This window comes from Pseudomonas sp. SDO5215_S409 (assembly GCF_054071325.1).
Genome location: NZ_JBSVWN010000010.1, coordinates 20,080 through 45,452, shown reverse-complemented (window position 1 = coordinate 45,452; position 25,373 = coordinate 20,080). Strand labels below are relative to the sequence as shown.

Sequence of the window (25,373 nt, the reverse complement as noted above, 5' to 3'; positions counted from 1 at the left end):
GCACCACCACGCCCTACCCTTGACGAGGATTTCCCATGCCCAAGTACTTCGATCCGCATATTCATATGGTCAGCCGCACCACCGACGACTACCAGAACATGGCCGCCGCCGGCATCACCGGGGTGATCGAACCGGCGTTCTGGCAGGGCCAGGCGCGCACCAGCGTCGGTAGTTTCGTCGACTATTTCGACACGCTGCTGGGCTGGGAACGCTTTCGCGCCAGCATGTTCGGCATCCATCACTTCTGCACCATCGGCCTTAACCCCAAGGAGGCCAACGACCTGTCGGTGGCCAATGAGGTGCTGGAAATTCTGCCGCGCTACCTGGTCAAGGACGGCGTGGTGGCCGTGGGAGAAATAGGCTACGACGACATCACCCCCGAAGAAGACCGCTTCCTCGCCGCCCAACTGGAACTGGCCAAGCAGTTCAATCTGCCGGTGCTGGTGCACACCCCGCACCGCGACAAGATCGGCGGCACCCGGCGCACCCTGGCCGTGATCCGCGAAGTGGGGATTGCCGAGCACCTGGTGATCATCGACCACCTCAACGAACTGACCCTGCCGCTGGTGCTGGAAACCGATTGCTGGCGCGGCCATTCGATTTACCCCAATACCAAGATGTCGGAGCAGCGCATGGTCGCGCTGCTCAAGGAATACGGCACCGAAAAAATGGTGGTCAACAGCGCCGCCGACTGGGGCATCAGCGACCCGCTCAAGGTGCCCAAGACCGGCGAGGCCATGTTGGCCGCAGGCTTTTGCAGCGCACAGGTCGAACAGGTGCTGTTTCACAACCCGGTGGATTTTTTCGCGCAAAGCGGCCAGCTCGACAAAACCCTGGTAAGCACCCCGCTGCCCATCGACCAGCGCCGCCAGTGGCAGGAAAACTCGGCCCTGCGTGGCCAGGAACCGGTGGTCAAATGAGCGGCGGCGCGGGATGGTCCGCCACACAACTGGGCTATTGCAGCAACGTGCACCCCACCGCCGACCTGGCCGGGTTGCGTGCCTCCGTCGATCGGCATTTTCAGGGCGTGCGCGTGTTGCGCGGGCTGCACGAACAAGACAGCGGGCTGTGGATTTGTGCCCACGCCGCCCGTGAGTTGCAGGCACCGGCGGCCCGCGCAGCCTTCATGGCGCTGCTGCGCCGCAGCGGCCTGCGCCTGACGTCGCTGAACGGGTTCCCCTACGGCGAGTTTCATCAGGGCGCGGTAAAAGCCGAGGTGTATCGGCCCAGCTGGGCCGAGCCGCAACGGCTGGCGTACACCCTGGACCTGGCGCGGTTTCTGGCCCAGGCCCTGCCGCCGGACTGCCCGCGCGGGGTGATTTCCAGCGTGCCGTTCGGTTACGCGGCCACCTGGAACGCGGCCCTGCAAACACAGGCCGACGCGCACCTGCGCCAGCTCACCGCCGAACTGGCCGCGCTGCACCGCGAGAGCGGCAAGCACATCGTGGTGTGCCTGGAAATGGAGCCCGACTGCGTGCTGGAAAACACCGACCAGGCCATCGCATTCTTCCAGCGCTGGCAAGCCTGCGACCCGCACCATGCCCATCTGGCCCTGTGTTTTGACGTGTGCCACCAGGCGGTGATGTTTGAAGACTGCGACCTGTCGCTGAGTCGGCTGCGCGAGGCGGGCGTGCCGGTGGGCAAGGTGCAATTGTCGAATGCCTTGAGTTGTCGCCTGCCGCTTGACGATCAAACACGACGCGCCCAGGTGCTCGACACCCTGGGCGACTTTGCCGAAACCACCTACCTGCACCAGGTCAAAGCCCGCGATGCACAGGGCCGCAGGGTGGCCTGGCCAGACCTGCCCGCCGCACTGAGCGCCTGCGCACACCCGGCGCAGCGCTACACCGAACTGAGGATTCATTTTCACATTCCGCTGTTCAGCGAACGGTTGCTGTTGCCCGAGTTGTGCGGCACTCAGCACGCCTTGGCGCAGACCTTTGATTTTATGGCGCGCCACGCCGATTTTCGCCCGGTGCTGGAGGTGGAAACCTACAGCTGGGGCGTGCTGCCCGCGCCCCTGCGCCCCGACACCGAACACGCGCAACTCCTGGGCATCGCTGCCGAACTGCAATGGGTCGAGGACCAGTTGCGCCAGCGCCAGTTGTTAGAGGCCCCCAGGCTGGAGGCTCGCGCGTATGCCCTCTGAACAGCCGCTGTTGTTGATCAATGTGGTCGGGCTCACGCCTGCACTGTTGGGCGATGCAACGCCGCACATCAATGCGCTGCTCAAGACCGCCCAGATGGCCAGCCTGCAACCGGTGTTTCCGGCCGTCACCTCGACGGTACAGGCCTCGATCCTCACCGGCCGCCCACCCTCCGAGCACGGCATCGTCGGCAATGGCTGGTACTTTCGCGACCAGGCCGAGGTGCGTTTCTGGCTGCAACCCAACAGCCTGGTCGAAGGGGAAAAAGTCTGGCACACGCTCAAGCGCGAGCTGCCCGGGTTTCGCTGCAGCCAGTTGTTCTGGTGGTACAACATGCACGCCGACGTGGACGCCGCCATCACGCCGCGCCCGCATTACCCGGCCGACGGGCGCAAGGTGTTTGGCCTGTATTCGTCGCCAGCGTCGTTGCACGCACAAATCGAACAACAGATTGGCGAGTTCCCATTCCCGGGTTTCTGGGGGCCGGCGGCGGGCATTGCGTCGAGCCGCTGGATCGTCGATTGCGCCCTGGCCGAGTTCGGCATCAACCGGCCCCACCTGCAACTGATCTACCTGCCGCACCTGGATTACTGCTTGCAAAAATACGGGCCTGAGCACCCACAGGTGAGCGAGCAAGTGCGCGCGATCGACCATGAAGTGGGCCGCCTGTTGAGCTTTGCCCAGGCGCAGGGAGCGGCAGTGATGCTGCTCTCGGAGTACGGGATCGAAGCGGTCAGCCAGTCCGTGTCGATCAACCGCGTACTGCGCAATGAAGGCCTGTTGCAAGTGCGTGAGTCACTCGGCTGGGAACTGCTCGACCCCGGCGCCAGCGCGGCCTTTGCGGTGGCCGACCACCAGGTGGCGCACGTCTATGTGAAGCACGCGCACGACATCCCCCGCGTCAAAGCCTTGTTGCAACGCCAGCCCGGCATCGAGCAGGTGCTGGACAAACCCGCGCAACGGGCCTGGCAGCTGGACCACCCGCGCAGTGGCGAGCTGGTGGCCGTGGCCGAGGCCGGTTACTGGTTCGATTACTACTACTGGTTCGACGACCGCAAGGCGCCCGACTTCGCGCGCACCGTGGACATCCACCGCAAGCCCGGCTACGACCCGCTGGAGTTGTTCATCGACCCGGCGATCCGCTTTCCCACCCTCAAAGTGGCGCGCCGCCTGCTGCAAAAAAAGCTCGGCTTTCGTTACTACATGGACCTGATCCCGCTCGACACGTCACTGGTCCGTGGCAGCCATGGCCGCCTGCCCGAAAGCGCGCACACCGGCCCGCTGCTCATCACCAATTGTGATCTGGCGTTACCGCCGCAACTGGCGGCAACGGCAGTGAAGCAACTGCTCCTGCAACACTTTCTGGGGCACCCACACACCGACCTGGCCAATGCCAAGGAGCTTCCATGCGGCGCGCCATTTCCTTAACCGTTCTGAGTGCCGTGGCCGGTTTGGCCCAGGCCGGGAACACCAACACCTTCGACTGCACGCAGTTCCTGCAGTTTGGGGGCAACCTCGACGCCACCCGGGCCGCGTTCACCCAAGGCCCGGAGACACTGGCCTGGAACTGGTTCGCCTGCCTGAACCAGCCCGATACCACGCAACCTGCCAACCGGGTCTGGGAAACCCTCAAGCCGTCCGATCAGGTCTACCTGAGCAACGGCGGCAAACCCCTGCCCTACAACGAGAGCCCGCCGGTGCCCGCCGCCGTGCTGCAACAGGCCCAGAAACTGGGCATGAACCCCGACCGCACGTTCCACAACCTCAACGCCACGCAGCAAGTCGACGGCCTGATCGTGGAAATGGGCGGCCAGGTGCCCACGGCCGAAAAAGGCCAGCCGGTGCGCTTCCAGTTGCTGATGAGTGAAGACACCTTCAGCTACATCGTGGCCCGGCAGGTCTACAACGTGGACGGCCAGGAGGCGCTGACCAGCGACCTGGACTTTCCGTCCACCGCCTGGGAGCTCAAGGCCGCCTGGCTGTGGATCGGCAACGACACGGCCTACCAGCGAAAACTTGCCAACGACGGTTACTACATCGCCCAGACCTACTACCAGCAAGGCACCACGTACCAGGTGGGGTATGCGGCGTTGAGCGGCCTGCATGTGATCAACAAGCTCAACCCCGGGTGGGTCTGGACCACCTTCGAGAACCGCAACAACGGCAAGTACACCGTGACCAACGCGATCCCGCCCACGCCGATGACCAACGACACCGGCCCGACCGCGGCCGCGCAATCGGCGAACACGCCTTTTCAGACGGCGTTTCCCGCCCTGGCGCAGTACGAGCTGATCGGTGTGCAGTCCGGCACCACGCCGACGCTGTTGGCCAACTCGCAGTTGGAGTCGGTGTTCCAGAGCCAGTCGTCGTGCTTCGCCTGCCACAGTACGGCGGCGTATTCGAAAAAAGACGGCTATTTCAATTTCGCCCTCAACCAGCAGGGCGGCATCGTGTACCCCACGGCCCTGCTGCCGGAGGCCGACTTTACCGGCTACCGCAAACTGGATTTTGTCTGGTCGCTCAAACGCGCCCAGTGGCACCGTCAAGGAGAATGACATGAGCGTCTTGAATTTCCCGCGCATCTACCTGGGCGGCCACTTTTTCTGGAACCCGCCCACCGCCAACAACAACGACATGTTCCCGCTCTACGACGCGGTGAAGATGCAGATGAACTGGCCGTTCCTGAAGGCCTTTGGCATCACCCCCGAAAACGCCGCCAGCACCCTGATGCCCTGGACGATCGCGCCGCTGGCGGTCGACAAAATACCGCCCTACGTCATGCAGGTGCCGGGCAACGCCAAGCAGATCCAAGCACCGGTGATTCCCGGCGAATGGAACCTGTTTGGCGACAACGCCTGCGGCACGGTCAACTACAACCAGACTCGCTCGGTGATCACCGGCGGCGAACTGCCCGGCGGTGGCTACGTGGGCCAGGACCCGCTGATCGACCAGGTCTTCCAACTGGTCGGCAACCCGTTTGGCAGCAACGCCCAGACCCCGGCGCGTTTTGTGGACGTAAGCCCATGGCAGAACGCGTTCACCGCGCTGTACTTCGACAAGCTGATCCTGGGCGACACCCAGTGCGGCCTGACGCTCAACCGCGAGCACCGCATGCTCGACCGCTTCTTGAACTTCAACTGGGCGAACCTGGGCGGCCTGAGCTACGTCACCACCACCTGGCAGACCTGCTTTCCCAAGGAAAACCTGGAATGGGCGCTGGGCGACTCGGCCCTGCTGGAAAACCTCCAGGCACAGATGCAGCAACAAAACGCCAAGGGGTTGATGTTGCGGTTTTCCACGTACCTGACGGTCTATGACAAAAACGGCATCCTCAACAACTACCCGCCCATCGACACCCACACCTCCACCCCCCAGGCCCAGGCGCAAGTCGAAAAAATGTACCGCGATGGCCTGGCGAACGTGGGCGATATTTTCTTCAACCCGGCCTACAGCCGCACGGTCGGCACAGTGGGCCTGTGGTTCGAGGGCGAATTCCCCACCGCTCCAGCGGGCCAGCGCCTGGTGCCCGCCAGCCCCGTGCCCATCGGCAAAGCCACGCCAGACCCGGACAACCCGGTGCAACTGGGGGTGATCTCGGCGCAGGTGCACGACACGACCTTGTCGCTGGACCTGGCCAACACCTTTCCGTTCTACCCCGTGGACAAGACAGCCCCCATTCCCGTGGCGGCCAAGTACCAGGCGGGCACCTACCAGGTGGGTGTGCGCCAGGACGGCGCCTTCAAGGAGCTGGCACGCTTTGGTTTTGAGCAGTACCAACAGAGCGCGTTCGACCAACGTTCGGGCATTCTCGACTTGCCCCTCGGCAGCGACGCGCAGAACACGCTGAAAGCCACTGGCCCGCTGGAACTGCGGCTGATCGGGGACACGCCGGTGACCGCCGCCGTCCAGCAGCGGTGGACCGCCGAGGTGGTCGAGAGCGCAAGCTTCATCGACGTCGGCGACACCAAGACCTTGCAGATCATGGTGCAACAGGACGGTGCCCCCGCCCCCGCGGGCACCGTGTTGTGGGTGGCCGAATACGCCAACGCCTACATGCTGTGCACCACCGACTATTACCTGACATTCAGCAACGCGGCCGACTTCACGCTGTTTTACGACCACCCCAAAAACCGCACCCTAAACAACGCCAACCTGCCGCAGTTTCGCGGCGCCGCCACCCTGGCCCGTCACGTGACCGAAGGCACTGGCCGCCAGCTCATGGCCACCCGGCTCGCTGTCGCCTCCGACGCCGAGGAGCCGGTGAGCTACGCGCAATTTTTGTCGACCCCGGCCGCCGTCCCCCTGAGCCCCTGCCTGAAGTTCAAAGATCCGATCCCCCTGCAAGGCACGTTGCAGAACGCCGATGAAAGCCCTGTCAATTACAGCGTGACGCGGATACAGACCGACGCCCAAGGCATCGCCCTCCTGACCGTCACCGCGCAAGCGCCGGGCTTTCCGACCTTGCGTTTTTTTGTGCAGGAAGACGAGACGCCGCCAGCCGTTCCCTTCAGCTTCCCGCTCTCGCAGGCGTTCACCGACTTCCTGGCGCCGCTGCGCGTGTTGCCGCAGGAGCCGCACCTGGTGCAAGCGTTTATCGAGGCGTGGAATCCGATCTGCCACCTCACCCAAGCCCGCGTGATCATCTGGGAGACGTTCATCTACCCGCGCATCCTGCAGCCGTTCTATTACCTGTACCCGATCATGAGCAAGTACATGCCGCTCAATTCGCTGGAGCGTATCGAAGGCGCCGTCGACCAGTTGATCGTGCTGATCAGCAAGCCCTATCAGGAGGAAAGCACCCTGGCCATGCCCATCACGCGGGACATGCCACAAAGCCGTCGCGCGGTCCTGGAGCTGTGGGCCCGGGCACTGGTGAAAAAGAACTACCCCCCAAGACCGCTCGGCCCGGGCGACGTCCCACAGGCCTGAGCCTCCCGTCTGAAGCAGGACCACCGGGTGACGCCCCGTCACCCGGCACTTCACAGGAGTGTCATATGAAAATCGCTCTTTTGCGCCGGTTCTTGCTGTTGATGCTGCTGCTCAGCCCGTCTGTGTTGGCCGGGCAGCCCAGCGGCGCTGTGTACTTCACCATGGGCGTGCACAACAGCGCAGGTTGCAATGAACAGAACGGCAACTGCATCGCTACCCGCGCGCCCACCGACCCGTCCGACCCGTTTTTCCCGGCGTTCTGGATCAGCGACTGGACCCAGTACCGGGTCATGCACAACTATGAGAAAAACCCGCCGCCCTACAGCAACCCGCCCAGCACCCTCACGCCTTCGGACTACACCGTCTCACGGGGCACCAGCTATTACGACACCACTTATATTCCGCCAGACGGTGACGGCTTTGGCGCGATGATGGAGCACTACGAACAGTACTGCCTGCCGATCTTCCCGATCAAAAACAACCACTACACCTGCTCCTTCGTGTCCTTGGGCAACAAGGCCTACTTTCTCACCTACCCGCAAGACCGTCCCAAGGACATGCCAGCGTGCTGCCTGTTTTCGCCGATGAACCACCCGCCCCGGCAGGACTTCATCCAGCACCTGCCCTACAGCGCCACGCGCAGCCAGCACCTGGGGGCCAGTGTGCAGGCCTATGCGCTAGAGCTTGACTCGCCGTCGGGGCCGGTGCTGTTCGGGTATGCCTTCAACAAACAGGCCTCGGGAAAACCGCCTTATCGGCTACCGCAGTCGTTCTTCTTTTCCGGGGACGCCAGCATCGCCAACGCCCCCATCGTCAGCCAGAACTACACGAACTTTCGCATCGCCCAACCCGTCCCGGCGCAGACCTGGGACAAGGTGGCCGCCATGTGCCCGTCCAACCCGCCACCGTGCCAGTTGTTCGAGCCCCCGGCGTCGCAAAGCAATGGCCACAACGCCCAGTGGAACACCCTCATGAAGCGCAAACCCTGACGGACAAGGATCAATCGCCATGAAAACTCTGCTTTGTTTTTCCGTGATGTTACTGGGTCTGGCCAGCCTGCCTGCGCTCGCCCGGGAACACCCCGCGCCCCTGGCCGTGGCCGCCAATCTCAACTGCCAGCCCCCGCCACTGCACCGGCCGCCAGCGCTGGCCAGGATCAGTTCGACCAATACAGCTGGCAGCTTTTCGTCGCCCTGAACTGGCCCGCGCAACAGGGCCAACGCGGTGTCCCCGACTGCTCTCGCGCACCAGGCGCCGGGGGCTACACCGTGTGGCAAACCTACAAGACCGTGGAGGAAATCTTCTTGCCACAAGCCGCGAACCCGGGCCCGTGGAACAGCCCGCTGCTCGCCAAGACCCTGGGCATCATCAATATTGCCGCGCTGAAAAACACCAGCCTGGTCACCGCCATCGACCAGGCCGTGGGCGGCTGGCTGATCGACCAGGCTGGCAACCCGACCTACTACGACATCTCGGCCAACGAAACCTCCTACAACTACATCGTGGCCAACACGTTCTACAACGCGAATATCGTCTCCAAGGCCAATAACATCCGCTTTCCCAACGGGGTCATCGAGGTCAAGTCGAGCTGGCGCATTCTTACGCCTGCGGACAACGCCAGCCACTACCTGACCCAATTCGCCCGCGTGGCCACGTTCAATGACCAGGGCCAACGCACGGGTGTTACCGAGGCCTATCTGGGCCTGGTGGGCCTGCACCTGATCACCAAGGCCAATGGCTACCCGCAGTGGATCTGGTCGACGTTCGAGCACATCGACAACGTGCCGCCCAAGGTGCAGGCCGGCAACCAGTGGCTCGACCAACCCGCCCAGGGCGTCAACTACGCCTACTTCAACCCCAATGCCCCCGCCGACACCCTCAACCAGTCGCCCTGCAATTGGCAGACCCAGGGCGCGCACCTGGTCTGCGTGCCCAAGGCCGGCACCACGTTCAAGACCCCCAATCCGCTGAACCGGGTCACACCGATTGCCGCCGTCACCGCGGGCATCAACGCCCAGTACCAGGCAGAACCCGGGCTTTCCAACAGCGTGCTCAAGTACTACCAGCTCATCACCACCCAGCGCCCGCTGATGCCCGACAACCCCAGCAACCCGCTGGGCCAGCCGACGCCTGCGCTGTCGGCCAACGTGACCATGGAAAGCTACATCCAGCCCAACAGCAGCTGCATGAATTGCCACTCCATGGCCACCCCGGTGAAGAGCCCCTTCAAGTCCGATTACTCCTACCTGTTCAAATTTGCCCAGCCTCCGGCTGCCACTGCCATCAAGGACGAGAACTAAGCCATGAGCATTTTCAACGGACCTCGCTTGAATTTCTGGGGCGGCATCCGCACCGATGTCAGCCTGCCCAACAACTCGCCCACCCTGCCCCAGGGCTCGGACCACAACTGGCCGCTCTTTGACCTCACCACCTCGACCCTGGCCCCCGAGGCCCAGGGCTACAGCGACGACCAGCTGAACAACATGATCAACACCCCCAGCGGCAACTACTACACCGCTGGCGGCTGGAACCATTACGGGCAACACGTGGTGGACATGCAAAACGCGCTGATCAGCTCGCAGGGTAACCCGGGCAGCCTCAGCACCACCGGCGATCTGATCGGCCAGCCGGTGTACCTGCTGGGCTCGGTAGACCCGCTCACCGGGCAAGGCCCGGTGTCGGGCCCGATGATGGTGGACCTGGACCCTACCGCCTCGACCACCACGCAGATTTTTGTCGGCGGCCTGCAGATCGGCGGCCTCGACAACCCGCAACTGGTGATTCGCCACGACACCGTGTGCAGCAGTTTCGACGTGACCGGGCGCGTGCTGGAGCCCAAAAAAATGGACGCCCCAGGCTCGTTTCACGCCAGCGGCACCTTCCAGCTGACCTTCCCGCTGAGCAGCATCGTCAGTTGGAACACCAACAGCCCGGGCCTCGCGGCGATCATCCAGGCACCGGGGGCCACGGGCATCGTGCTGCGGTTTGTGATGTTCGAGATGTGCCCGCAGATGACCACCGAACAACTGACCGCCGACTACGCCGCCAACCGCTATACCCCCAACCCGAGCATCGGCCGGGTCATCGGCACCCTGGCCCCGGCCTTTGCAGGCGAGCCGCTGAGTTGCCAGCCGGGACGGCAAGTGGTCAACCCGTGCACGGGCAACGCCGCTTATGCGGTGATGGGCAACAACGGCCTGCTGAGCATCGACATGGTCAATGTCATCCCCAAGCAAACCTTCCGCGCCGTGCGCGACGACATCACCAGCCCCATTGGGCCCAACATCAATTACGGCGTGGTGAGCATCAACGCGGGCAACACGGTGCTGGCCACCCTGGACCCCACGGCCAGCACCTTGCAGGACTACTACGTGTATGGCGGCCTCGTCGACCTGCCCCTCACGGCCAGCCAGCAACAAGCCGCGCAGACCTCACCCCTGTCCATCACTGCACCCGCCACCGTGGCGGGCACCACGCTGGCGGCGGTCGAATCGACCTACCGGGTGTACGCCGATTACCGCAACGTGTACCTGGAAGACCACCCCGACGGCCTGACGATCACCTTGCAAGTGCGCTACCTGGGCGGGCCGGTGCCCGGGCCCACGCCGATCACGCTGCAGGCCGGCCCGCCAGAGCTTTACGATCAACCGCAAAACTGGGACTTCATCACCTTCCCCACTTCGCTGACCGTCCCGGCCGGGCAATCGAGTGTCAGCGTGCCGGTCACGCTCACACCGGGCAGCGCCGCCCAGGCCGGTTTCGTGGCCCTGACCTGCACCGCCAACGGCGACGAAAACGGCGCCTGGTTCACCAACCTGCGCAAATACGCGCAGACCGACTTTGGCATCCCCCAGGGCACTACCGTCACCTGGGCGATGATGTACCCCAACGTGCTGCGCTTTCACTACCTGGCCTTTCCGGCCATGTCGCGCTATATCCCGCTCAACCAGCCGGACGCGATCATGGCCGCGAAAAACCCCATCCTCGCCCGCACCTCGGACACCTACAAAGGCACCACGCTGTTCATGCCGGTGGTGCGTTCGATGTCGCCCTGCCAGCGCGCCCTGCTGCGCGCCTACCTCACCGGCGAGCCATGGCAACCGCCGCAATAACCCAGGAGAGCCCTACGATGCCCATTCAAATTGCGGCGCACCCCACCCTGGCGCTGCGCCCCGCCACCGTGATTGCCGAGGGGTTGCTCAACCCGCGCGGCGCGTGCGTGCAAAGCGATGGCAGCCTGCTGCTGGTCGAGGCAGGTTCGGGCCAGGCCGACTCGCCCTTCAGCGGACGCATCAGCCACCTGCGGCCCCATCCGCACACCCCGGGCGCCTACCTGCCACGCGAAACCGTGGCCCGAGGGTTTCGCGCCATGAACATGCAAGCCCGCATGCTGCGCGATGAAATCATGGGGCTGTCGGACATTGCCTGCGGCGACGGCCGTTGCCTGGTCAGCCAGACCGACTACGTCGAAGGCTCCAAACTGCTGGACCTCAACCACTGCCCACCGGAGCCGGTGTTTCACAGCCGCGGCAACCTGAACGCACTGTGTTATCACCCCACGCGCCGCAGTTGGCTGGCGGTCAAGCCCGACACCAATCAACTGGTGGAATTTCGCGAGGGCCAGGACGAGTGCGTCTTGGTGCACCTGCCCGAACTGGCCCAGGGCCAGGAAGCCGTGCCCGTGACCCTGGTGCATGAACCGGCGACAGACGCGGTGCTGATCAGCCTGTTCTCCGGCGAACTGCACAGCGAACCGGCTCGGCGCGGCATCGACTTTGCCGACCGGGCCGGCCAGGTCATCCGGGTGATGCCAGCCAGCGGGCAGATCGAGGTCGTGATCAGCGGCCTGCAACTGCCCACCGGGCTTGCCTGGACGGCCAATGGCGACCTGCTGGTACTGGAACTGTGCAGCCACCTGCAACAACCCTTGCCACCGGGCTGGAATGGCGAAACCTTGCACGGCGGCTTTACCCGGTTTTCCGGGCGACTGCTGCGCGGCAACCTGCAGACCGGAGAAGTGACCGTACTCGCCCAGGGGTTGGACACGCCCTCCAACCTGTGCGTGGCGGGCGACGCGGTGCTGATCAGCGAGGGCATGGGGCTGGTCGGGCGACCGTTGCCGGTAACCGGCGACCAGGCCGCGCCATTGAGCGGCCGGTTACGCCGGGTGCTGCTCTGAGCTGCACGCAAAAAAATCCCCGGCGTTAGCGCCGGGGTTGGGGTCACGCTTGCGAATCGCCTTGCGGGCCGTTATTGCGCACCGGTCGCTGGCGGAACTGGTTGGCCAGCCCTGCCACGGCGTTGGCGCCCATTTCCGCGCCCGTACCGGCGCCCATGTGGCCTGCGAGGGTGCCCAGCCCGTTAAGCGAGCTGGACAACAAATCACCGGCCATCTTGGCACCCGCGTTAAGGCCTGCACCCACCGCCGACGCCGCGCTCATGGCTTTGGGCGGCACTTCTTCCTGCAGCATCTTGACCGTGGCTTCGGTGGCCTTGTCGCTTAACACAGCGGTGGCCCCGTAGGCGCCAAAGGTCAATGCCGACATCCCGACGTTGGTGGCGTGGTCTGCCGCAACAACCGCAGCGGGTGGAAGCCCGGCTTGAGTGGCGGCTTGCTTGACTGCGCTGCGGGTCATGGTCGCCAGGGAGAAGCCACCACCAAGCGCCAGGCCGTTGGCCGCAATGCTGGATCCTGTGACAGCGCCAGCGAGGGATTTAACGGTATCGGTGGCAAGGTCCAGCGGCAGCTTGGCCACGCGTTTCGCACCGTTGAGCAACGGGTCACGCGAGGGGCTGCAATCTCTCAGGGTTTCGTATTGCTTTTTCCAGTCCTGGCGCCCGAACAGGTATTCGGGCCCTGCGCGGTGAGCCTGCAGATCGTGCTTGCGCATGATCCCTGCATAGCCCGCCCCCGCCACCATGCCGCCCGCCGAAGACAGTACCGTGTCGGCTGTCGCGGCGGCCTTGGGGCCTTTGGTGGCCGTGACGGCAACCGCCACCAGCCCGCGTGCGATGTTACGCAAGGTAAACGTCTGGAACGCACCGGCGGACTGCACGGCGCGTGCGCCGGTCGTTTCCTCGTTGCGTGCGGCCTGGGCGTGCTGCATCACCGGCTCCAGCGCACTGGCCGGCGCCTTGAGCCAGAACGTATCGTGGGTGGCACGCGACAGCATGCCGTTGCCCACGGTGTCGACGGCCCCGGACATGGACCCTGCAATGAAGCCGGTGTAAGGCGCACTCTCGGCCGCCTTGGCCGTGACACCCGGCACCTTGTCCAGAATCACCGACGCCACGGCAAAGGGCGCCGAACCAATCGCGCCCTGTACCGGCAACGTCACACGGTCCATCCGTGTGGCCTTGTCGAGCAAGCGCTCCACGTCGGCGGCGGTCTGCCCCATTTGCTGCAATTGACTGGCGCGGTCTTTGACCATCGCCGCGAGCTCTTCCCTGTTCTCGGGTGTTTCATGGGGGGCAAAAATGTCCCCCATTTTTTTCTCCAGGTCCATCAGGACCTGGTGGTTGTGCACAGCGTTGACACCGGCCGGGCCTTGCACCGCAGAATGCCCGAGAGGCTGCATCTGGATGTGTTGGTCGGCCCCTCCGGGCGCAAACGGCAGGGGCGCCACTTGAGGGGGTGTCAAGCTGATTTTCGGTGGTATAGCCATAGGTCTTGCCTCCATGCTCATCAGGTAATTACAAAATGCTCACTCTTTTAAAGTTATTGGGAATGCCAACCACGCGTTGCTGACCGGCCGAGGCCGGATCAATGCGGGCGTGGGATACCAAACTGGTCCAGCGTCGGGTCTACGTTGTGATCGAACTTCTTGGCTGCCTGGTGCTTCTTGACGGCCTCGACAATGGCCGCGATCCCCAACCCGATACTCAACAGCGCATCGACGGCCCAGCCCACAGGACCTGCCGCGACACCGATCGCCGATGCCACCGCGGCACCAGCCGCCTCAGCACCCACGGCCGCACCGATACGTACCGCCGCGCCGGCCGCCAGACGCCCCAGTCCTGCCGACGCTTCCCGGCCCGCCACTTCGCGCACCGCATCAACGCCCGACTTGACCCCTTTGACGCCCTCTTTGGCGTTGTCGACCTTGTCCTTGACGTTTTGCAAACGGTCGGTGGTGGTCATGGCCAACACGGCTGTCGCACTGGTGTCGCCACTGGCGGCTTTTTCCAGGAAGCTGCGACCCGGCTTGGACTGCTGCAGTTCACCCGCGGTGGCCTGCTCGAACTTGGGTTGCTGGCGCTGCACGAAGTCGTCGGACAGCACTTCGTCGTACGCCGCTTTATGCACGTTCACGGTTTGCAGGGCCTGGCCTGCGTCCGCTTTCTTCTGGCCGAGCAGTTGGTGCAGCTCGCCGCCTTCGCTGAAGTTGGCGCGGTAGGCGCTTTGCAACTGATGCTTGAGTTCCGGCTGGTTGCCCACCACCTGTTGCGCGGTCGGCACCTTGGCATCCGGGCCCAACAGGTCACGTTGCAGTTGCAGTTGGGCCGACAAGCCGTTGACCGCGCTGCTGTAGTCGGGCGCCGCGCTGTCTTTGGACTTGTTCTTGTCGGCCGTGCTCATGTCGTTGCGCAGGGCCTGGCCGTTGTTGACGTTTTGCATCTGGTCGTACACGGCTTTTTTCAGCGCAGGATCGCTGGCAATCAGCGAACGTTCCTGGCTCGGCACCGCCTGCGACAGGTACGACTGCACGTCCGGATCGTTTTGCAACTGGCCGATTTTCTCGTTCAGCGCGGTTTCGGTGTCGCCGGTCTTGCGCAGATCGCCACCGGCATCGACGCTCATTTTGGTCTGCTGCAACTTGACCATCACCGCCGCTTTCTGGGCACCGGTGTAGTTCTGCGGGTTGTCGAAGACATCCTTGCCCAGCTTGCTGATGTCGGTGTTGGCCACCGCGTTGATCGTCGCGGCGTCGCTGAGCATGCCAGCGAATTGGCCGCCGTTGGTCGGCGCCTGTTTCTTGATCCAGCCGCTGATGTTGCCTGCGTTGAACAGCCCGTCCGGGCCATGGGTGGCCAGGTCGCGACCCGACAACCCGCCCTGGTCGAGCTGGTTGAGAAAGCCCGGCTGCGACCAGGTCTTGGCAGCCTGCTTGAGCGCGCTGCCCAGGCCCGGGTTGTTCTTTTGCAAGGCCTGAAGGCCGGCGGCATCGGTGCAACCGTCGATCTTGGTTTCGCCGTCGGCACCTGCCGCGTGCTTGGGATCGGCCGCTGCGGTGATCGGGGAGTTGGCGCGCATCAACGACGCACTGATGACCATCTGCAGCGACTGCGCGTCTGCATTCGGGTTGGCCTTCTGATACGAAGCCAGGTCTTTGCCTGCGTTGTCACTCTCGCTCTGCATCTTCTTGACGAAGGCTTTGAGGTCGTTGCTGGAGATCTTGCCGTCAGCCTTGCCACCGTGAGCGGCGGTATCCACCGCGGTCGCCAGCGCCGGGTTGGCCTTGATGAAGGCCATGGCCTGCGCGCCGTTGGCGCCTTTTTCCTGGGCCATCTGCGCGGCGGCAATCGGCCGGTTCAGCTCTTTTTCAGCCTGTAGACGCTGGTCCGGTGGCAGGTTCTGAACCATCGGCTCCCAACGCTTGAGGGCATCGGGCGAGGAGTATTTGGAGTCGTCGAGGAACTTGCCCGCGTCGCTGGCAGGTTGCACGGGGTCGGAGGCCGGTGGCGCAGTGACCGGGGTGCTGCCTTGCACAGGCGCGGTGCCGCACACTGGTTTGGTCGGGCAGGCGCCGCCCACATCCGAGGTGCCACCGGGCGCCTGGGGTGTCTGCGGGGTTTGTGGCGCCTGAGGCGTTTGTGGCAGGTCGCCCTGGGTGGGCGCCGTGCTGTCATCGCCACCGCCGAACAGGCGGGCCATCAGCTGATCAAGTTGGTTCTTGAGGCTTTCACTGCCGCTGTCCAGCTCCTTCTGGAGCTTGTCCAACCCGGCCTGGGCGTCATCGACGGCCTTGTCCAGGTGGCTCATGAAATCAACGGGCTGGCCCATTGAACCAAATTGCACACCGGCGCTTTTAAGCGCGCTGGCGCCGCCTTGGATGTCAGGCGTCGCCTGCGCATCCGGGCTTTGCATTGCTGAACCGGTACCGGAAAAAGGAGCATTCGTTATGCGCATGGTGATCGCCATAATCAGTGGACATTAATAATGCGTGGGAGCAGAGGCGAATCAGGTTCCCTGTCCCGTGTAATTAATTGGCCATCTTTTTTACGTGTGCCTAGAAACCGCTGGATACACGGCGCTTGAGTTGCTCGCGGGCACGTGACAGACGCGAGCGCACGGTGCCGATGGGCACACCCAGTTCCGAAGCGGTGTCCAGGTAGTTGCCTTCCATTTCCATGGACACCCGAATCACTTCCTGCATGTTCTGCGGCAAGGTGTTGATCGCACGGGCCACGCGCGCCAATTGACGGCGCCCGTTCACTTCGCTGACCACATCACTGGTGTCGGCGATTTCGAGCACTTCACTTTCTTGCAGGCATTCCTGGAACGGCTGGCTGTACAGGCGACGGAAATGGCTGCGGATCAGGTTCATGGCGATGCCACACAACCAGGTCAGCAGCAATGAGTCGTGGCGGAATTTGTGCTCGTTGCGCAGGGCTTCAAGAAAGGTGCATTGCAGGAGGTCTTCAACGTCATCGGGGTTCATGACCTTGGCCCGGATGAACAGGCGAACCTTCTGCAGCAACTCGGCATCGAGCTGACGAAGAACAGAAATCGGGCTGGAAAACGCGAACAGATTGGCTACGGACATGGGCATAAACCATTTCAGGATGTGTCCGTCCTATAGAGCGAGATGTGTGCCAAAAAAATTACAAATTTAAGTGATTGTTTTTAAACGTTATTATTTTATTTTGTAAGAAAAAGTGTGCAAGTTTCTGCACAAGCGCTTCAGTTTCAATACATATTTTTGCACATATTTTTGATTGATTTCGTTATGGGAACCAGTTAGCAAAAAATCACCACTCACAGCGCATGATCCCTTGCGTCAGTGCCGCGCCATGAAAATTTCAGGCTTCACGCCCATCCTCGCGATACCGCCCGTTTCCCCGGTTACAGCCCGAAATGGCGTGTCGTCTGACCTGCTGGCGCCGATGATCGCCACTGACCAGGGCACATCCCCGCAACAGATCGCTCGCTTTACCTCGGCGCTGATTCAAAAGAGCCGCATGCTCAGCCAGCGCGAGCTGGTTATCAGCAGCACGGCCCTGCAATCGAAGGCAATGAAGCTGGGCGAGCTGTATCAGTTGTTGATGGGCACCCAGGACACCAGCCTCGACGAAGCCGTGCGCAGCATGCGTCGTGACCTTACGCGCGAAGTGGTCGACGACGATGTTCTGGACCAGGTGCTGACCTGCGCCGACGGTGACGTGGCCAAGGCTCACGTGATGCTTCAGGCCGCCGCGCGCCAGGCCTATAACGAAGGCGCCACCGACGAGCACCAGCGCCTGGCCCACCACCTCAAGGTGCTGCGCCACCGCCATGGCAGCCGGGCCCGCGCCGGTATCAACACCGCCCGCGCCTTTGCGCGCTCCACGCTCAACCCCCGTCGCCGGCAAAACCTGCGCGACCTCTACTACAACGGCGTGGTCGGCCAGCAGACCATTTCGAGCCTGATCGACACCCTGCTCGGCCAGGATGAAGGCGAGCGCGAATTCGAGCCGACCCTGCGCGACCTGCGCAGTGCGATTGCAGACGACCTGGCCGCCTTCACCCCCTCCACCACCCGTCAGCAATTGCGCACCCTGATGCATGGCCTCAATACCGCACGGCATGTGTCGACCCTGTTGCAAAGCTGCGAACACCTGCTGGGGCGCATGCGCGGTAAAAACCCGGCCTTGCAGCTCAACGCCCCGACGTTTCTCAAGCACTTGCTGGTGCTGTCGGGCAAGGGCATGAACCTGCATGAAACCCTGCAACTCACCCAATTTGTCGGCGGCTCCCAGCTCAAGCATCAACTGTCGTTTCTCAACGGCTTGCGGCCGATGCTGCAACAGCTGCCGATCCTGCTCTGGAAGGACCTCAAGGCGCGGCAAGGGGCCTTGGGCAACTTGCTGATGTTGATGGCTGAGCTGACCCAGCAAGAGCAAAACCAGGCAAAAGGAAGCCGTGCCTGATGCACCAGGTTATCAATCTACTCAACCAGCTCGCGCTGGCGGCCATGCGCCGCTCGGAGATTGTCGGCGCGTTCGTGGTGCTGGCCATCGTGTTCATGATGATCACGCCCCTGCCCACCTGGCTGGTGGACATTCTGATTGCCGTGAACATCTGTATTTCGTGCCTGCTGATCATGCTGGCCATGCAGTTGCCGCGTCCGTTGGCGTTCTCGACGTTCCCCTCGGTGCTGCTGATCACCACCATGTTTCGCCTGGCACTGTCGATTTCCACCACCCGCCTGATCCTGCTGAACCAGGACGCTGGCCACATCGTGGAGGCCTTCGGGCAGTTCGTGGTGGGCGGCAACCTGGCGGTCGGCATGGTGATTTTCATGATCCTCACGGTGGTCAACTTTCTGGTGATCACCAAGGGCTCCGAGCGGGTCGCCGAGGTGGGCGCGCGGTTTACGCTGGACGCCATGCCCGGCAAGCAGATGTCCATCGACAGTGACCTGCGGGCCAACCTGATCAGCGTGCAGGAAGCCAAGCGCCGCCGTTCGGAGCTGGGCAAGGAAAGCCAATTGTTCGGCGCCATGGACGGGGCGATGAAGTTCGTCAACGGCGACGCCATCGCCAGCCTGATCATCGTGGCGATCAACATGATCGGCGGCATCGCCATCGGCGTGATCCAGCACGGCATGACGGCAGGCGACGCGGTTCAGCTGTACACCGTACTGACCATCGGCGACGGCCTGATCGCGCAGATCCCGGCCCTGCTGATCTCGGTGACCTCGGGCATGATCATCACCCGGGTGTCCAACGACAACCCGGGTGCCGAAGCCAATATCGGCCGCGAAATCGCCGAGCAGATCACCAGCCAGCCCAAGGCCTGGATCATTGCCTCGGTGGCGATGGTCGGGTTTGCGGCCATGCCGGGCATGCCCACCGGGGTGTTCATCACCATCGCGATCATTTGCTCGATCGGCGGCGTGTTGCAGTTGCAGCGGGCCAAACCCAAGGTAGTCAAGGAACAACCCGCCCAGGTGTCGCCAGAGAACAACGGCAAGGAAGACTTGCGCATGTTCCTGCCCAGCCGGCAATTCGTGCTGCAATTTCACTCCAGCCAGAACACCGCGCAGGTCGATGCGCTGGTGAGTGAGATCCGTCAGCGACGCAACCGCCTGGTGATCAACTACGGCCTTACCCTGCCCTCGTTCATCATCGAATACCTGCCGCACCTGGAGCCCGACGAGTTTCGTTTCACGGTCTATGAAGTGCCGATGCTCAAGGCCACGTTCAGCCAGACCCACGTGGCCATCGACGGCCAGACCCAGCAGATCGAACACGACCCGCAGATTGTGCAAGGCACCGCAGACCGCCAGGAAAGCCAGTGGCTGTGGATGCCGATCGAAGATCCGCAGTTGCAACGCATGTCGGTGGAAGTGGTCAGCGCCAACACCCTGATCATCGAACGCATGGAACGCGCCCTGCAAACATGCGGGCCGCAGTTCATCGGCTTGCAGGAAACCAAGGCGATCCTGGGCTGGCTGGAATCGGAGCAACCGGAAGTCGCCCAGGAACTTCAGCGCGTACTGCCGCTGGCGCGCTTCTCCCAGGTGCTGCAACGCCTGGCGTCCGAATGCGTACCGCTGCGCGGGATCCGGGTGATTGCCGAAACGCTGATTGAACACGGCCAGCACGAACGCGACGTGACCGCCCTCACCGACTACGTGCGCATTGCCCTCAAATCACTGATCTACAACCAGTACTGCAGCGCCTCGGGGCTGTTGGTGTGGTTGCTGACCCCCGAAAGCGAAGGCATTTTGCGTGACAGCCTGCGCCAGACCCAGACCGAAACGTTTTTTGCCTTGAGCAGCGAGTCCAGCCTGTTGCTGGTCCAGCAACTGCGCATGGCCTTCCCGCTGCGCCCGGTCGACCGCGCCGTGATGCTGGTGGCGCAGGACTTGCGCGCCCCGCTGCGCACGCTGTTGCAGGACGAATTCCACCATGTGCCGGTGCTGTCGTTTGCCGAAATCAGCAACGCCGCCGAAGTCAAAGTGCTGGGCCGCTTTGACCTGGAAGACGAACTGCCTCCGCTGGAGGAAGACGATTATGCCGCCTGACACCTGGAGTTTCCTGCATGTTTGAACTACGGGTATTGAACGGGCTGCACCAGGGCGCTGCCTTGCCGCTGGTGGGCGAACAATGGTTGATCGGTGCCGACGAAGAGCACGACCTGGCGCTGTACGACCCGGGCATCGCCGCCACGCATTGCCGCCTGAGCCGGACCGAGGCCGGGTGGTCGCTGGACGCCGAAGACAGCCTGATCAACGACGACGAAGGCCATGCACTGACCGCCACGGCGCTGCTGCCCAACCAGACCTTTGCCCTGGGCAACGTGTGGCTGTGCCTGGCGCCCGCCGAAGAAGCCTGGCCGCAAGTGCCGATGGTGGTCACACCCGGTCAGACGCAACCCGAACAACCGGAACCGATGGCCCCGCCAGCCAGCGCAGCGCCCAAGGGCGTGTCGCGGTTCAAGCTGGCCTGCGGCGTAGTCGCCGGGCTGCTGATGGGCGTGGCGGGCACCCACTGGGGCCTGCACCGCGGCGCCGTCGCAACCCCCGCGCCCGCCGTGGTGGAGCAAAGCCCGCCCGTCGATACGGCGCCGGTCAAAGTGGCCCAGGCCCCGGCTTCGGACAAGATCAGCCTGACCGGTCGCGACGAGATCCGTCGGCGCCTCAACACCCTGCTCAGCGAGCGTTTGCTCACCCAGGTGAGCATCGAAGACAGCAGCGAAGGCCTGACACTCAAAGGCAACCTGTCGGACGACGCACTGGCGCTGTACCAACGCATGTTCAAAGGCTTCAACGACCGTTACGCGACCTCGGTGCCCGTGCTCGATCAGGTCGGCGCGCTGGGCACCGGCCTGCCGTTCGCGATTGCGCAAATCATCTCCGGCACCAACGCCCACGTGGTGACGGCGGACGGTCATCGTCTGTACATCGGCGACCAGCTCAACGGGTTGCGCCTGACGCGCATCGATGACCAGCGCATCGAATTCGACGGCGAACAACACATTGAGGTGCGCTGGTGAGCGCCGCCCTCGCCCAGTGGACCCGCGAGCAGAGCGCACGCCTGAGCCACTGCTCGGCGGTGCGCGTCAGTGGCCGAGTGTCGGCGGTGAGCGGGATCTTGCTGGAGTGCCAGGTGCCCGCGGCCAAGATCGGCGACCTGTGTGAAGTGAGCAAGGCCGACGGCAGCGCCATGCTCGCCGAAATCGTCGGCTTCACCACCCAGTGCACGCTGCTCAGTGCCCTCGGCACCCCGGACGGCATTCAGGTCGGCGCGCGTATCGAGCCGCTGGGCATGGCCCACCGCATTGGTGTGGACGACCGCCTGCTGGGCCGCGTGCTCGATGGTTTCGGCCGCCCGCTGCTGGGCGATGGCGACGGCGCGTTTGCCGGGCTGCACGACACGCGCACCACCACCCCGGTGATCGCCGACGCGCTGCCGCCCATGCAAAAACCGCGCATCAGCAACGCCCTGCCCACCGGCATTCGTGCCATCGACAGCGCGATTCTGCTGGGCGAAGGGCAGCGCGTGGGGCTGTTCGCCGGTGCCGGTTGCGGCAAGACCACGCTGCTTGCCGAAATGGCGCGCAACATGGACTGCGACGTGATTGTGTTCGGCCTGATCGGCGAACGGGGCCGCGAGCTGCGCGAGTTTCTCGACCACGAGCTGGACGACGAACTGCGCCAACGCTCGGTGCTGATCTGCGCCACCTCCGACCGCTCCAGCATGGAGCGCGCCCGCGCCGCCTTCACCGCCACGGCCATCGCCGAAGCCTACCGCCAGCGCGGCATGAAAGTGCTGCTGCTGATCGACTCCCTCACACGGTTTGCCCGGGCCCAGCGTGAAATCGGCATTGCCGCGGGCGAGCCGCTGGGTCGGGGCGGGTTGCCGCCGTCGGTCTACACCCTGCTGCCGCAATTGGTGGAGCGGGCCGGCATGAGTGAAAACGGTTCGATTACCGCGATCTACACGGTGCTGATCGAGGCCGACTCGATGAACGACCCGGTGGCCGACGAAGTGCGTTCGCTGCTCGACGGGCACATTGTGCTGTCGCGTAAATTGGCCGAGCGCGGGCACTACCCGGCGATCGACGTGCCCGCCAGCATCAGCCGGATCCTGGGCAACGTCACCAGCCGGGAGCACGTGAAGGCCAACAACCGCCTGCGCCAATTGATGGCCTCCTACCGGCAGGTGGAAATGCTCCTGCGCCTGGGCGAATACCAGGCCGGTGCCGACCCCGTCACCGACTGCGCGGTACAGCTCAACGACACCATCAACCAATTTCTGCGCCAGGACCTGCGTGAGCCTGTGAGCCTCGACGACACCCTGGCCCTGCTCCACCACATCACCTCGCAATTACCGGATTGACCATGGACGAAGACCTAGAAGTGGATACCCATCGCCTGGCGCTGGAACAGGTGATCGGTGTGTTGACGCCCTTGCGCCAGCACCGCCAGGCGAGCGCCGAACGCACGCGTCAGCGCCTCGAGCAGGAGCTGGCGCAATTGCATGAAGAACTGTTGACCAGCAAGGCTTCATGGAATCAGGAGCGTGACAACCAGAAGGTGCGTCGCCAGCAGTTGTCCGACACGCACCTGCAAAAAACCATGGAACTGACCGACATTGACCGCTGGCATGAAAAGGAGCGCCGCATGCTCGACCGCCTCGCCCACATCCGCCAAAACGTCAGCCAGTTGCGTGAGCGCATCGACTGGCAGGAACAACAAGTGCAGCAGGCGCACCTGGACGTCAAGGCCCGTCAACGCGCCGTGGAAAAACTGGCCTGCATGAGCGAGAGCCTGCATGAGGACTGAGGCCCCCAAATCCATACCGGTGCACCCCACCGCGCCGCGTGCGCCGCAGAAAGCGGCACCGGCGGCGATTCAGCCACGCCCGGACGCCCCACCGTCCAACGCACCGCTGCCCAAACGCAGCGAGGCGCAGCGCACGCGCCTGGCAGACCTCAGCCCCCGCGAAGACAAAGAGCTGGAAGCCGACGGCCTGTTCTTTGAGCAGTTGCTGATGCCGGTGTCCAGCGGTCAAAGCGACCACTCCGGCACCAGCGGGGGCGGCAGCAGTTTTTCGATGTTCACCGCCCTCGACGGCGTGCCGACCCAACTGATCGACGAGCTGGCGCTGCAATTGCCCAACCACGGCAACCGCCCGTTCAGCGCCACCTTGCTGATGCCCAACCTGGGCAAGGTGCAGATTCGCGCCAACAAACGCGACAGCCACTGGGCGATTGAACTGGGGTTCGAGCGCCGTGACGTGCTGGAGCGCATGACCAAGCAACATCAGGCCTGCGAAGACGCGTTCGCCAGCGCCCTGGACCACGACGTGGAGCTGTCCTTGCAACCGGCAGGTGACGCATGAAGCCGTTGAGCCTGCGCCAGGTTCCGGCCAACATGGCGGCGGCGTACACCGCCCTGGGGCGCGGCCTGTGGCTGGACTTTGCCAGCGCCGAGGAACCGGTGCGCCTGACGCTCGGCCCCTTGTTGGCGCCCGGCACGGCGCCCGGCGAACACGTCAGCTTCACCTGCCAACATGGCCCACTGCGCCTGAGCAACGCCGACGCCTTGCTGAGCCTGTGCGGGGAAACCCCGGTGGTCTGCGCAGGGCCGCCACAAGGCTGGTACTGGCAGTGGATCAACCAACAATTGAGCCCGGCCTTGCAGGCCCTGTTGTCACCGCTCGAACCGCAGGTGGAGCCCACGGACCTGGGCGAACATCTCGATTGCCGTCTCAGTGTGGAGCGGGCGGGCGAGCGCGTACACGGCGTGTTGAGCCTCCCTGTCGACACCCTGCTGCGCATGCTCGATGCGGCGCAGTGGCAGGCTGTGGAACAGCCGTTGCCCGCTGACTGGCCGCTGCATTACCCGGTGGTAATGGGCCGCATCCGCCTGACCGTCAACGAGCTGCACGCGTTGCGCCCGGGCGATGTGTTGTTGCCCACCACGGCCCTTTTCGACAGCCAGGGCCAGGGCAGCCTGCACCTGGGCAATCGCCAGTGGGCCGTCGACACCGAACACCAGGATGACCATCTGCAGCTGCGGCTGATTCACGAGGAAGACCTTCACCATGAGCAATGAGCCGTTGGACGAAACGCTGTACGAGATGGACACCGATATCGACGAGCAGGAACCGCCCGTGCCGGTGTACGAAGAACCCCAGGCCCCCTGGGCCCACGAGCAACCGTATGAAGACGATGAGCCGCAACCTGCGCCTGAGCAGGCGCCCTCGCCCGTGTCGGGCCTGGACCTGGACCTGACCGTGCGCTGCGGCGGTGTGAGCCTGAGCCTGGAAACCCTGCAACACCTGGCGCCGGGCGCGGTGCTGGGCATCAGCGGTATCGCACCGGGCGAGGCCACCTTGTGCCACGGCGAGCGCGTGGTTGCCCACGGCGAGCTGGTGGACGTGGATGGCCGCCTGGGGCTGCAAATTACCCGCGTGGTGTTTGACCGATGATTCTGGATGGCATGAACCCGATCATGCTCGCGCTGTTTCTGGGCGCGCTGTCATTGATCCCGCTGTTTTTGATTGTGTGCACCGCGTTCCTGAAGATCTCCATGGTGCTGTTGATCACCCGCAACGCCATTGGCGTGCAGCAAGTGCCGCCTAACATGGCGATGTACGGCATCGCCCTGGCGGCCACGCTGTTTGTCATGGCGCCGGTGGCCCACGAGATCCAGCAGCGCGTGGCAGACAACCCGTTGCAGATCGGCTCCACCGAAAAACTGCAAGCCAGCGCCAACACGGTGATCGAGCCGCTGCAGCGCTTCATGACGCGCAACACCGACCCGGACGTGCAAGCCCACCTGCTGGAAAACACCCACCGCATGTGGCCCGCCGAGATGGCCGCCAAGGCCAGCAGCAGCGACTTGCTGCTGGCGGTGCCGGCCTTTGTGCTGTCGGAGCTGCAGGCCGGGTTCCAGATCGGTTTTCTGATCTACATCCCGTTCATCGTGATTGACCTGATCGTGTCCAACCTGTTGCTCGCCCTCGGCATGCAGATGGTGTCGCCCATGACCATTTCGCTGCCGCTCAAGTTGCTGTTGTTTGTGCTGGTGCAAGGGTGGTCACGGCTGCTCGACAGTCTGTTCTATTCGTATATGTGAG

The 25,373-nt window shown here is 63.7% G+C and carries 20 protein-coding genes and 1 pseudogene; 18 read left to right on the top strand and 3 right to left on the bottom strand.

Going from position 1 to position 25,373, the window contains the following annotated elements; translation table 11 throughout:
- Positions 1–35: 35 nt before the first annotated feature.
- The 9 genes and pseudogenes from ACW9H9_RS07985 (at position 36) to ACW9H9_RS07945 (ending at position 12,255) form a co-directional block, all read left to right on the top strand.
- Positions 36–920: a TatD family hydrolase gene (locus ACW9H9_RS07985; RefSeq protein ID WP_457342657.1), complete on the top strand. Its 885-nt coding sequence runs from the start codon at positions 36–38 to the stop codon at positions 918–920.
- On the top strand, positions 917–2,149 hold the full coding sequence (gene eboE, locus ACW9H9_RS07980; protein ID WP_457342658.1) for a metabolite traffic protein EboE: 1,233 nt from the start codon (positions 917–919) through the stop codon (positions 2,147–2,149). Before ACW9H9_RS07985 ends, eboE begins: the two co-directional genes overlap by 4 nt.
- Positions 2,139–3,575, top strand: coding sequence for an alkaline phosphatase family protein (locus ACW9H9_RS07975; RefSeq protein ID WP_457342659.1), 1,437 nt, complete (start codon positions 2,139–2,141; stop codon positions 3,573–3,575). Before eboE ends, ACW9H9_RS07975 begins: the two co-directional genes overlap by 11 nt.
- Complete coding sequence (locus tag ACW9H9_RS07970; RefSeq protein ID WP_457342660.1) at positions 3,554–4,702, top strand: hypothetical protein; 1,149 nt, start codon at positions 3,554–3,556, stop codon at positions 4,700–4,702. The genes ACW9H9_RS07975 and ACW9H9_RS07970 overlap by 22 nt, the downstream gene beginning before the upstream one ends.
- Position 4,703: 1 nt before the next feature.
- Positions 4,704–7,076 (top strand): hypothetical protein, encoded by a 2,373-nt coding sequence (locus tag ACW9H9_RS07965; protein WP_457342661.1) that lies wholly within the window; start codon positions 4,704–4,706, stop codon positions 7,074–7,076.
- Positions 7,077–7,141: 65 nt separating this feature from the next.
- Complete coding sequence (locus ACW9H9_RS07960) at positions 7,142–8,065, top strand: hypothetical protein (protein WP_457342662.1); 924 nt, start codon at positions 7,142–7,144, stop codon at positions 8,063–8,065.
- 19 nt (positions 8,066–8,084) lie between these two features.
- Positions 8,085–9,376 (top strand): annotated as a pseudogene (locus ACW9H9_RS07955) (hypothetical protein).
- A gap of 3 nt (positions 9,377–9,379) precedes the next feature.
- Complete coding sequence (locus ACW9H9_RS07950) at positions 9,380–11,188, top strand: hypothetical protein (RefSeq protein ID WP_457342663.1); 1,809 nt, start codon at positions 9,380–9,382, stop codon at positions 11,186–11,188.
- Positions 11,189–11,205: 17 nt separating this feature from the next.
- Entirely contained in the window at positions 11,206–12,255 is a 1,050-nt protein-coding gene (locus tag ACW9H9_RS07945; protein WP_457342664.1) for a hypothetical protein, read from the top strand.
- Between the two features lie 43 nt (positions 12,256–12,298).
- On the opposite strand, the gene ACW9H9_RS07940 is transcribed toward ACW9H9_RS07945, so the two are convergent.
- The 3 genes from ACW9H9_RS07940 to ACW9H9_RS07930 form a co-directional block, all read right to left on the bottom strand.
- A complete protein-coding gene (locus ACW9H9_RS07940) occupies positions 12,299–13,741 on the bottom strand; it encodes a hypothetical protein (protein WP_457342665.1) in 1,443 nt (480 codons plus the stop codon).
- Positions 13,742–13,839: 98 nt separating this feature from the next.
- Positions 13,840–16,206, bottom strand: a complete 2,367-nt coding sequence (locus tag ACW9H9_RS07935; RefSeq protein ID WP_457342666.1) for a type III effector HrpK domain-containing protein — start codon at positions 16,204–16,206, stop codon at positions 13,840–13,842.
- A gap of 100 nt (positions 16,207–16,306) precedes the next feature.
- The gene (locus tag ACW9H9_RS07930) at positions 16,307–16,843 is read right to left on the bottom strand and encodes an RNA polymerase sigma factor (protein ID WP_457342667.1); all 537 of its coding nucleotides are present in this window, start codon (positions 16,841–16,843) and stop codon (positions 16,307–16,309) included.
- A 247-nt stretch (positions 16,844–17,090) separates the two neighbouring features.
- Here ACW9H9_RS07930 and sctW point away from each other — a divergent pair, with 247 nt between their 5' ends.
- The 9 genes from sctW to sctR are packed head-to-tail and all read left to right on the top strand — an operon-like array spanning position 17,091 to position 25,372.
- Positions 17,091–18,206: a type III secretion system gatekeeper subunit SctW gene (sctW, locus tag ACW9H9_RS07925; RefSeq protein WP_457342668.1), complete on the top strand. Its 1,116-nt coding sequence runs from the start codon at positions 17,091–17,093 to the stop codon at positions 18,204–18,206.
- Complete coding sequence (sctV, locus tag ACW9H9_RS07920) at positions 18,206–20,308, top strand: type III secretion system export apparatus subunit SctV (protein ID WP_457342669.1); 2,103 nt, start codon at positions 18,206–18,208, stop codon at positions 20,306–20,308. Before sctW ends, sctV begins: the two co-directional genes overlap by 1 nt.
- A gap of 17 nt (positions 20,309–20,325) precedes the next feature.
- A complete protein-coding gene (locus tag ACW9H9_RS07915) occupies positions 20,326–21,279 on the top strand; it encodes an FHA domain-containing protein (RefSeq protein WP_457342670.1) in 954 nt (317 codons plus the stop codon).
- Positions 21,276–22,625 carry a FliI/YscN family ATPase gene (locus tag ACW9H9_RS07910; protein ID WP_457342671.1) on the top strand — a complete coding sequence of 450 codons (1,350 nt, stop codon included), beginning with the start codon at positions 21,276–21,278 and terminating at the stop codon, positions 22,623–22,625. The genes ACW9H9_RS07915 and ACW9H9_RS07910 overlap by 4 nt, the downstream gene beginning before the upstream one ends.
- 2 nt (positions 22,626–22,627) lie before the next feature.
- A complete protein-coding gene (locus ACW9H9_RS07905; RefSeq protein ID WP_457342672.1) occupies positions 22,628–23,071 on the top strand; it encodes a type III secretion protein in 444 nt (147 codons plus the stop codon).
- Complete coding sequence (locus tag ACW9H9_RS07900; RefSeq protein WP_457342673.1) at positions 23,061–23,630, top strand: type III secretion system HrpP C-terminal domain-containing protein; 570 nt, start codon at positions 23,061–23,063, stop codon at positions 23,628–23,630. The genes ACW9H9_RS07905 and ACW9H9_RS07900 overlap by 11 nt, the downstream gene beginning before the upstream one ends.
- A complete protein-coding gene (locus tag ACW9H9_RS07895; protein ID WP_457342674.1) occupies positions 23,627–24,346 on the top strand; it encodes a type III secretion system protein in 720 nt (239 codons plus the stop codon). The genes ACW9H9_RS07900 and ACW9H9_RS07895 overlap by 4 nt, the downstream gene beginning before the upstream one ends.
- Complete coding sequence (locus ACW9H9_RS07890; protein WP_457342675.1) at positions 24,336–24,722, top strand: FliM/FliN family flagellar motor switch protein; 387 nt, start codon at positions 24,336–24,338, stop codon at positions 24,720–24,722. The genes ACW9H9_RS07895 and ACW9H9_RS07890 overlap by 11 nt, the downstream gene beginning before the upstream one ends.
- Complete coding sequence (gene sctR, locus ACW9H9_RS07885; RefSeq protein ID WP_457342676.1) at positions 24,719–25,372, top strand: type III secretion system export apparatus subunit SctR; 654 nt, start codon at positions 24,719–24,721, stop codon at positions 25,370–25,372. The genes ACW9H9_RS07890 and sctR overlap by 4 nt, the downstream gene beginning before the upstream one ends.
- Position 25,373 lies beyond the last annotated feature (1 nt).

Excerpts from the sequence above, each read along its gene's own strand:
- sctV (WP_457342669.1), top strand. The coding sequence starts at position 18,206 with ATGCACCAGGTTATCAATCTACTCAACCAGCTCGCGCTGGCGGCCATG.
- ACW9H9_RS07935 (WP_457342666.1), bottom strand. The coding sequence starts at position 16,206 with ATGCGCATAACGAATGCTCCTTTTTCCGGTACCGGTTCAGCAATGCAA.
- sctW (WP_457342668.1), top strand. The coding sequence starts at position 17,091 with ATGAAAATTTCAGGCTTCACGCCCATCCTCGCGATACCGCCCGTTTCC.
- ACW9H9_RS07890 (WP_457342675.1), top strand. The coding sequence starts at position 24,336 with ATGAGCAATGAGCCGTTGGACGAAACGCTGTACGAGATGGACACCGAT.
- ACW9H9_RS07930 (WP_457342667.1), bottom strand. The coding sequence starts at position 16,843 with ATGTCCGTAGCCAATCTGTTCGCGTTTTCCAGCCCGATTTCTGTTCTT.
- ACW9H9_RS07895 (WP_457342674.1), top strand. The coding sequence starts at position 23,627 with ATGAAGCCGTTGAGCCTGCGCCAGGTTCCGGCCAACATGGCGGCGGCG.
- ACW9H9_RS07970 (WP_457342660.1), top strand. The coding sequence starts at position 3,554 with ATGCGGCGCGCCATTTCCTTAACCGTTCTGAGTGCCGTGGCCGGTTTG.
- ACW9H9_RS07940 (WP_457342665.1), bottom strand. The coding sequence starts at position 13,741 with ATGGCTATACCACCGAAAATCAGCTTGACACCCCCTCAAGTGGCGCCC.
- ACW9H9_RS07945 (WP_457342664.1), top strand. The coding sequence starts at position 11,206 with ATGCCCATTCAAATTGCGGCGCACCCCACCCTGGCGCTGCGCCCCGCC.
- ACW9H9_RS07905 (WP_457342672.1), top strand. The coding sequence starts at position 22,628 with ATGGACGAAGACCTAGAAGTGGATACCCATCGCCTGGCGCTGGAACAG.
- ACW9H9_RS07975 (WP_457342659.1), top strand. The coding sequence starts at position 2,139 with ATGCCCTCTGAACAGCCGCTGTTGTTGATCAATGTGGTCGGGCTCACG.
- ACW9H9_RS07960 (WP_457342662.1), top strand. The coding sequence starts at position 7,142 with ATGAAAATCGCTCTTTTGCGCCGGTTCTTGCTGTTGATGCTGCTGCTC.
- ACW9H9_RS07985 (WP_457342657.1), top strand. The coding sequence starts at position 36 with ATGCCCAAGTACTTCGATCCGCATATTCATATGGTCAGCCGCACCACC.
- ACW9H9_RS07965 (WP_457342661.1), top strand. The coding sequence starts at position 4,704 with ATGAGCGTCTTGAATTTCCCGCGCATCTACCTGGGCGGCCACTTTTTC.
- ACW9H9_RS07915 (WP_457342670.1), top strand. The coding sequence starts at position 20,326 with ATGTTTGAACTACGGGTATTGAACGGGCTGCACCAGGGCGCTGCCTTG.
- sctR (WP_457342676.1), top strand. The coding sequence starts at position 24,719 with ATGATTCTGGATGGCATGAACCCGATCATGCTCGCGCTGTTTCTGGGC.
- eboE (WP_457342658.1), top strand. The coding sequence starts at position 917 with ATGAGCGGCGGCGCGGGATGGTCCGCCACACAACTGGGCTATTGCAGC.
- ACW9H9_RS07950 (WP_457342663.1), top strand. The coding sequence starts at position 9,380 with ATGAGCATTTTCAACGGACCTCGCTTGAATTTCTGGGGCGGCATCCGC.
- ACW9H9_RS07900 (WP_457342673.1), top strand. The coding sequence starts at position 23,061 with ATGAGGACTGAGGCCCCCAAATCCATACCGGTGCACCCCACCGCGCCG.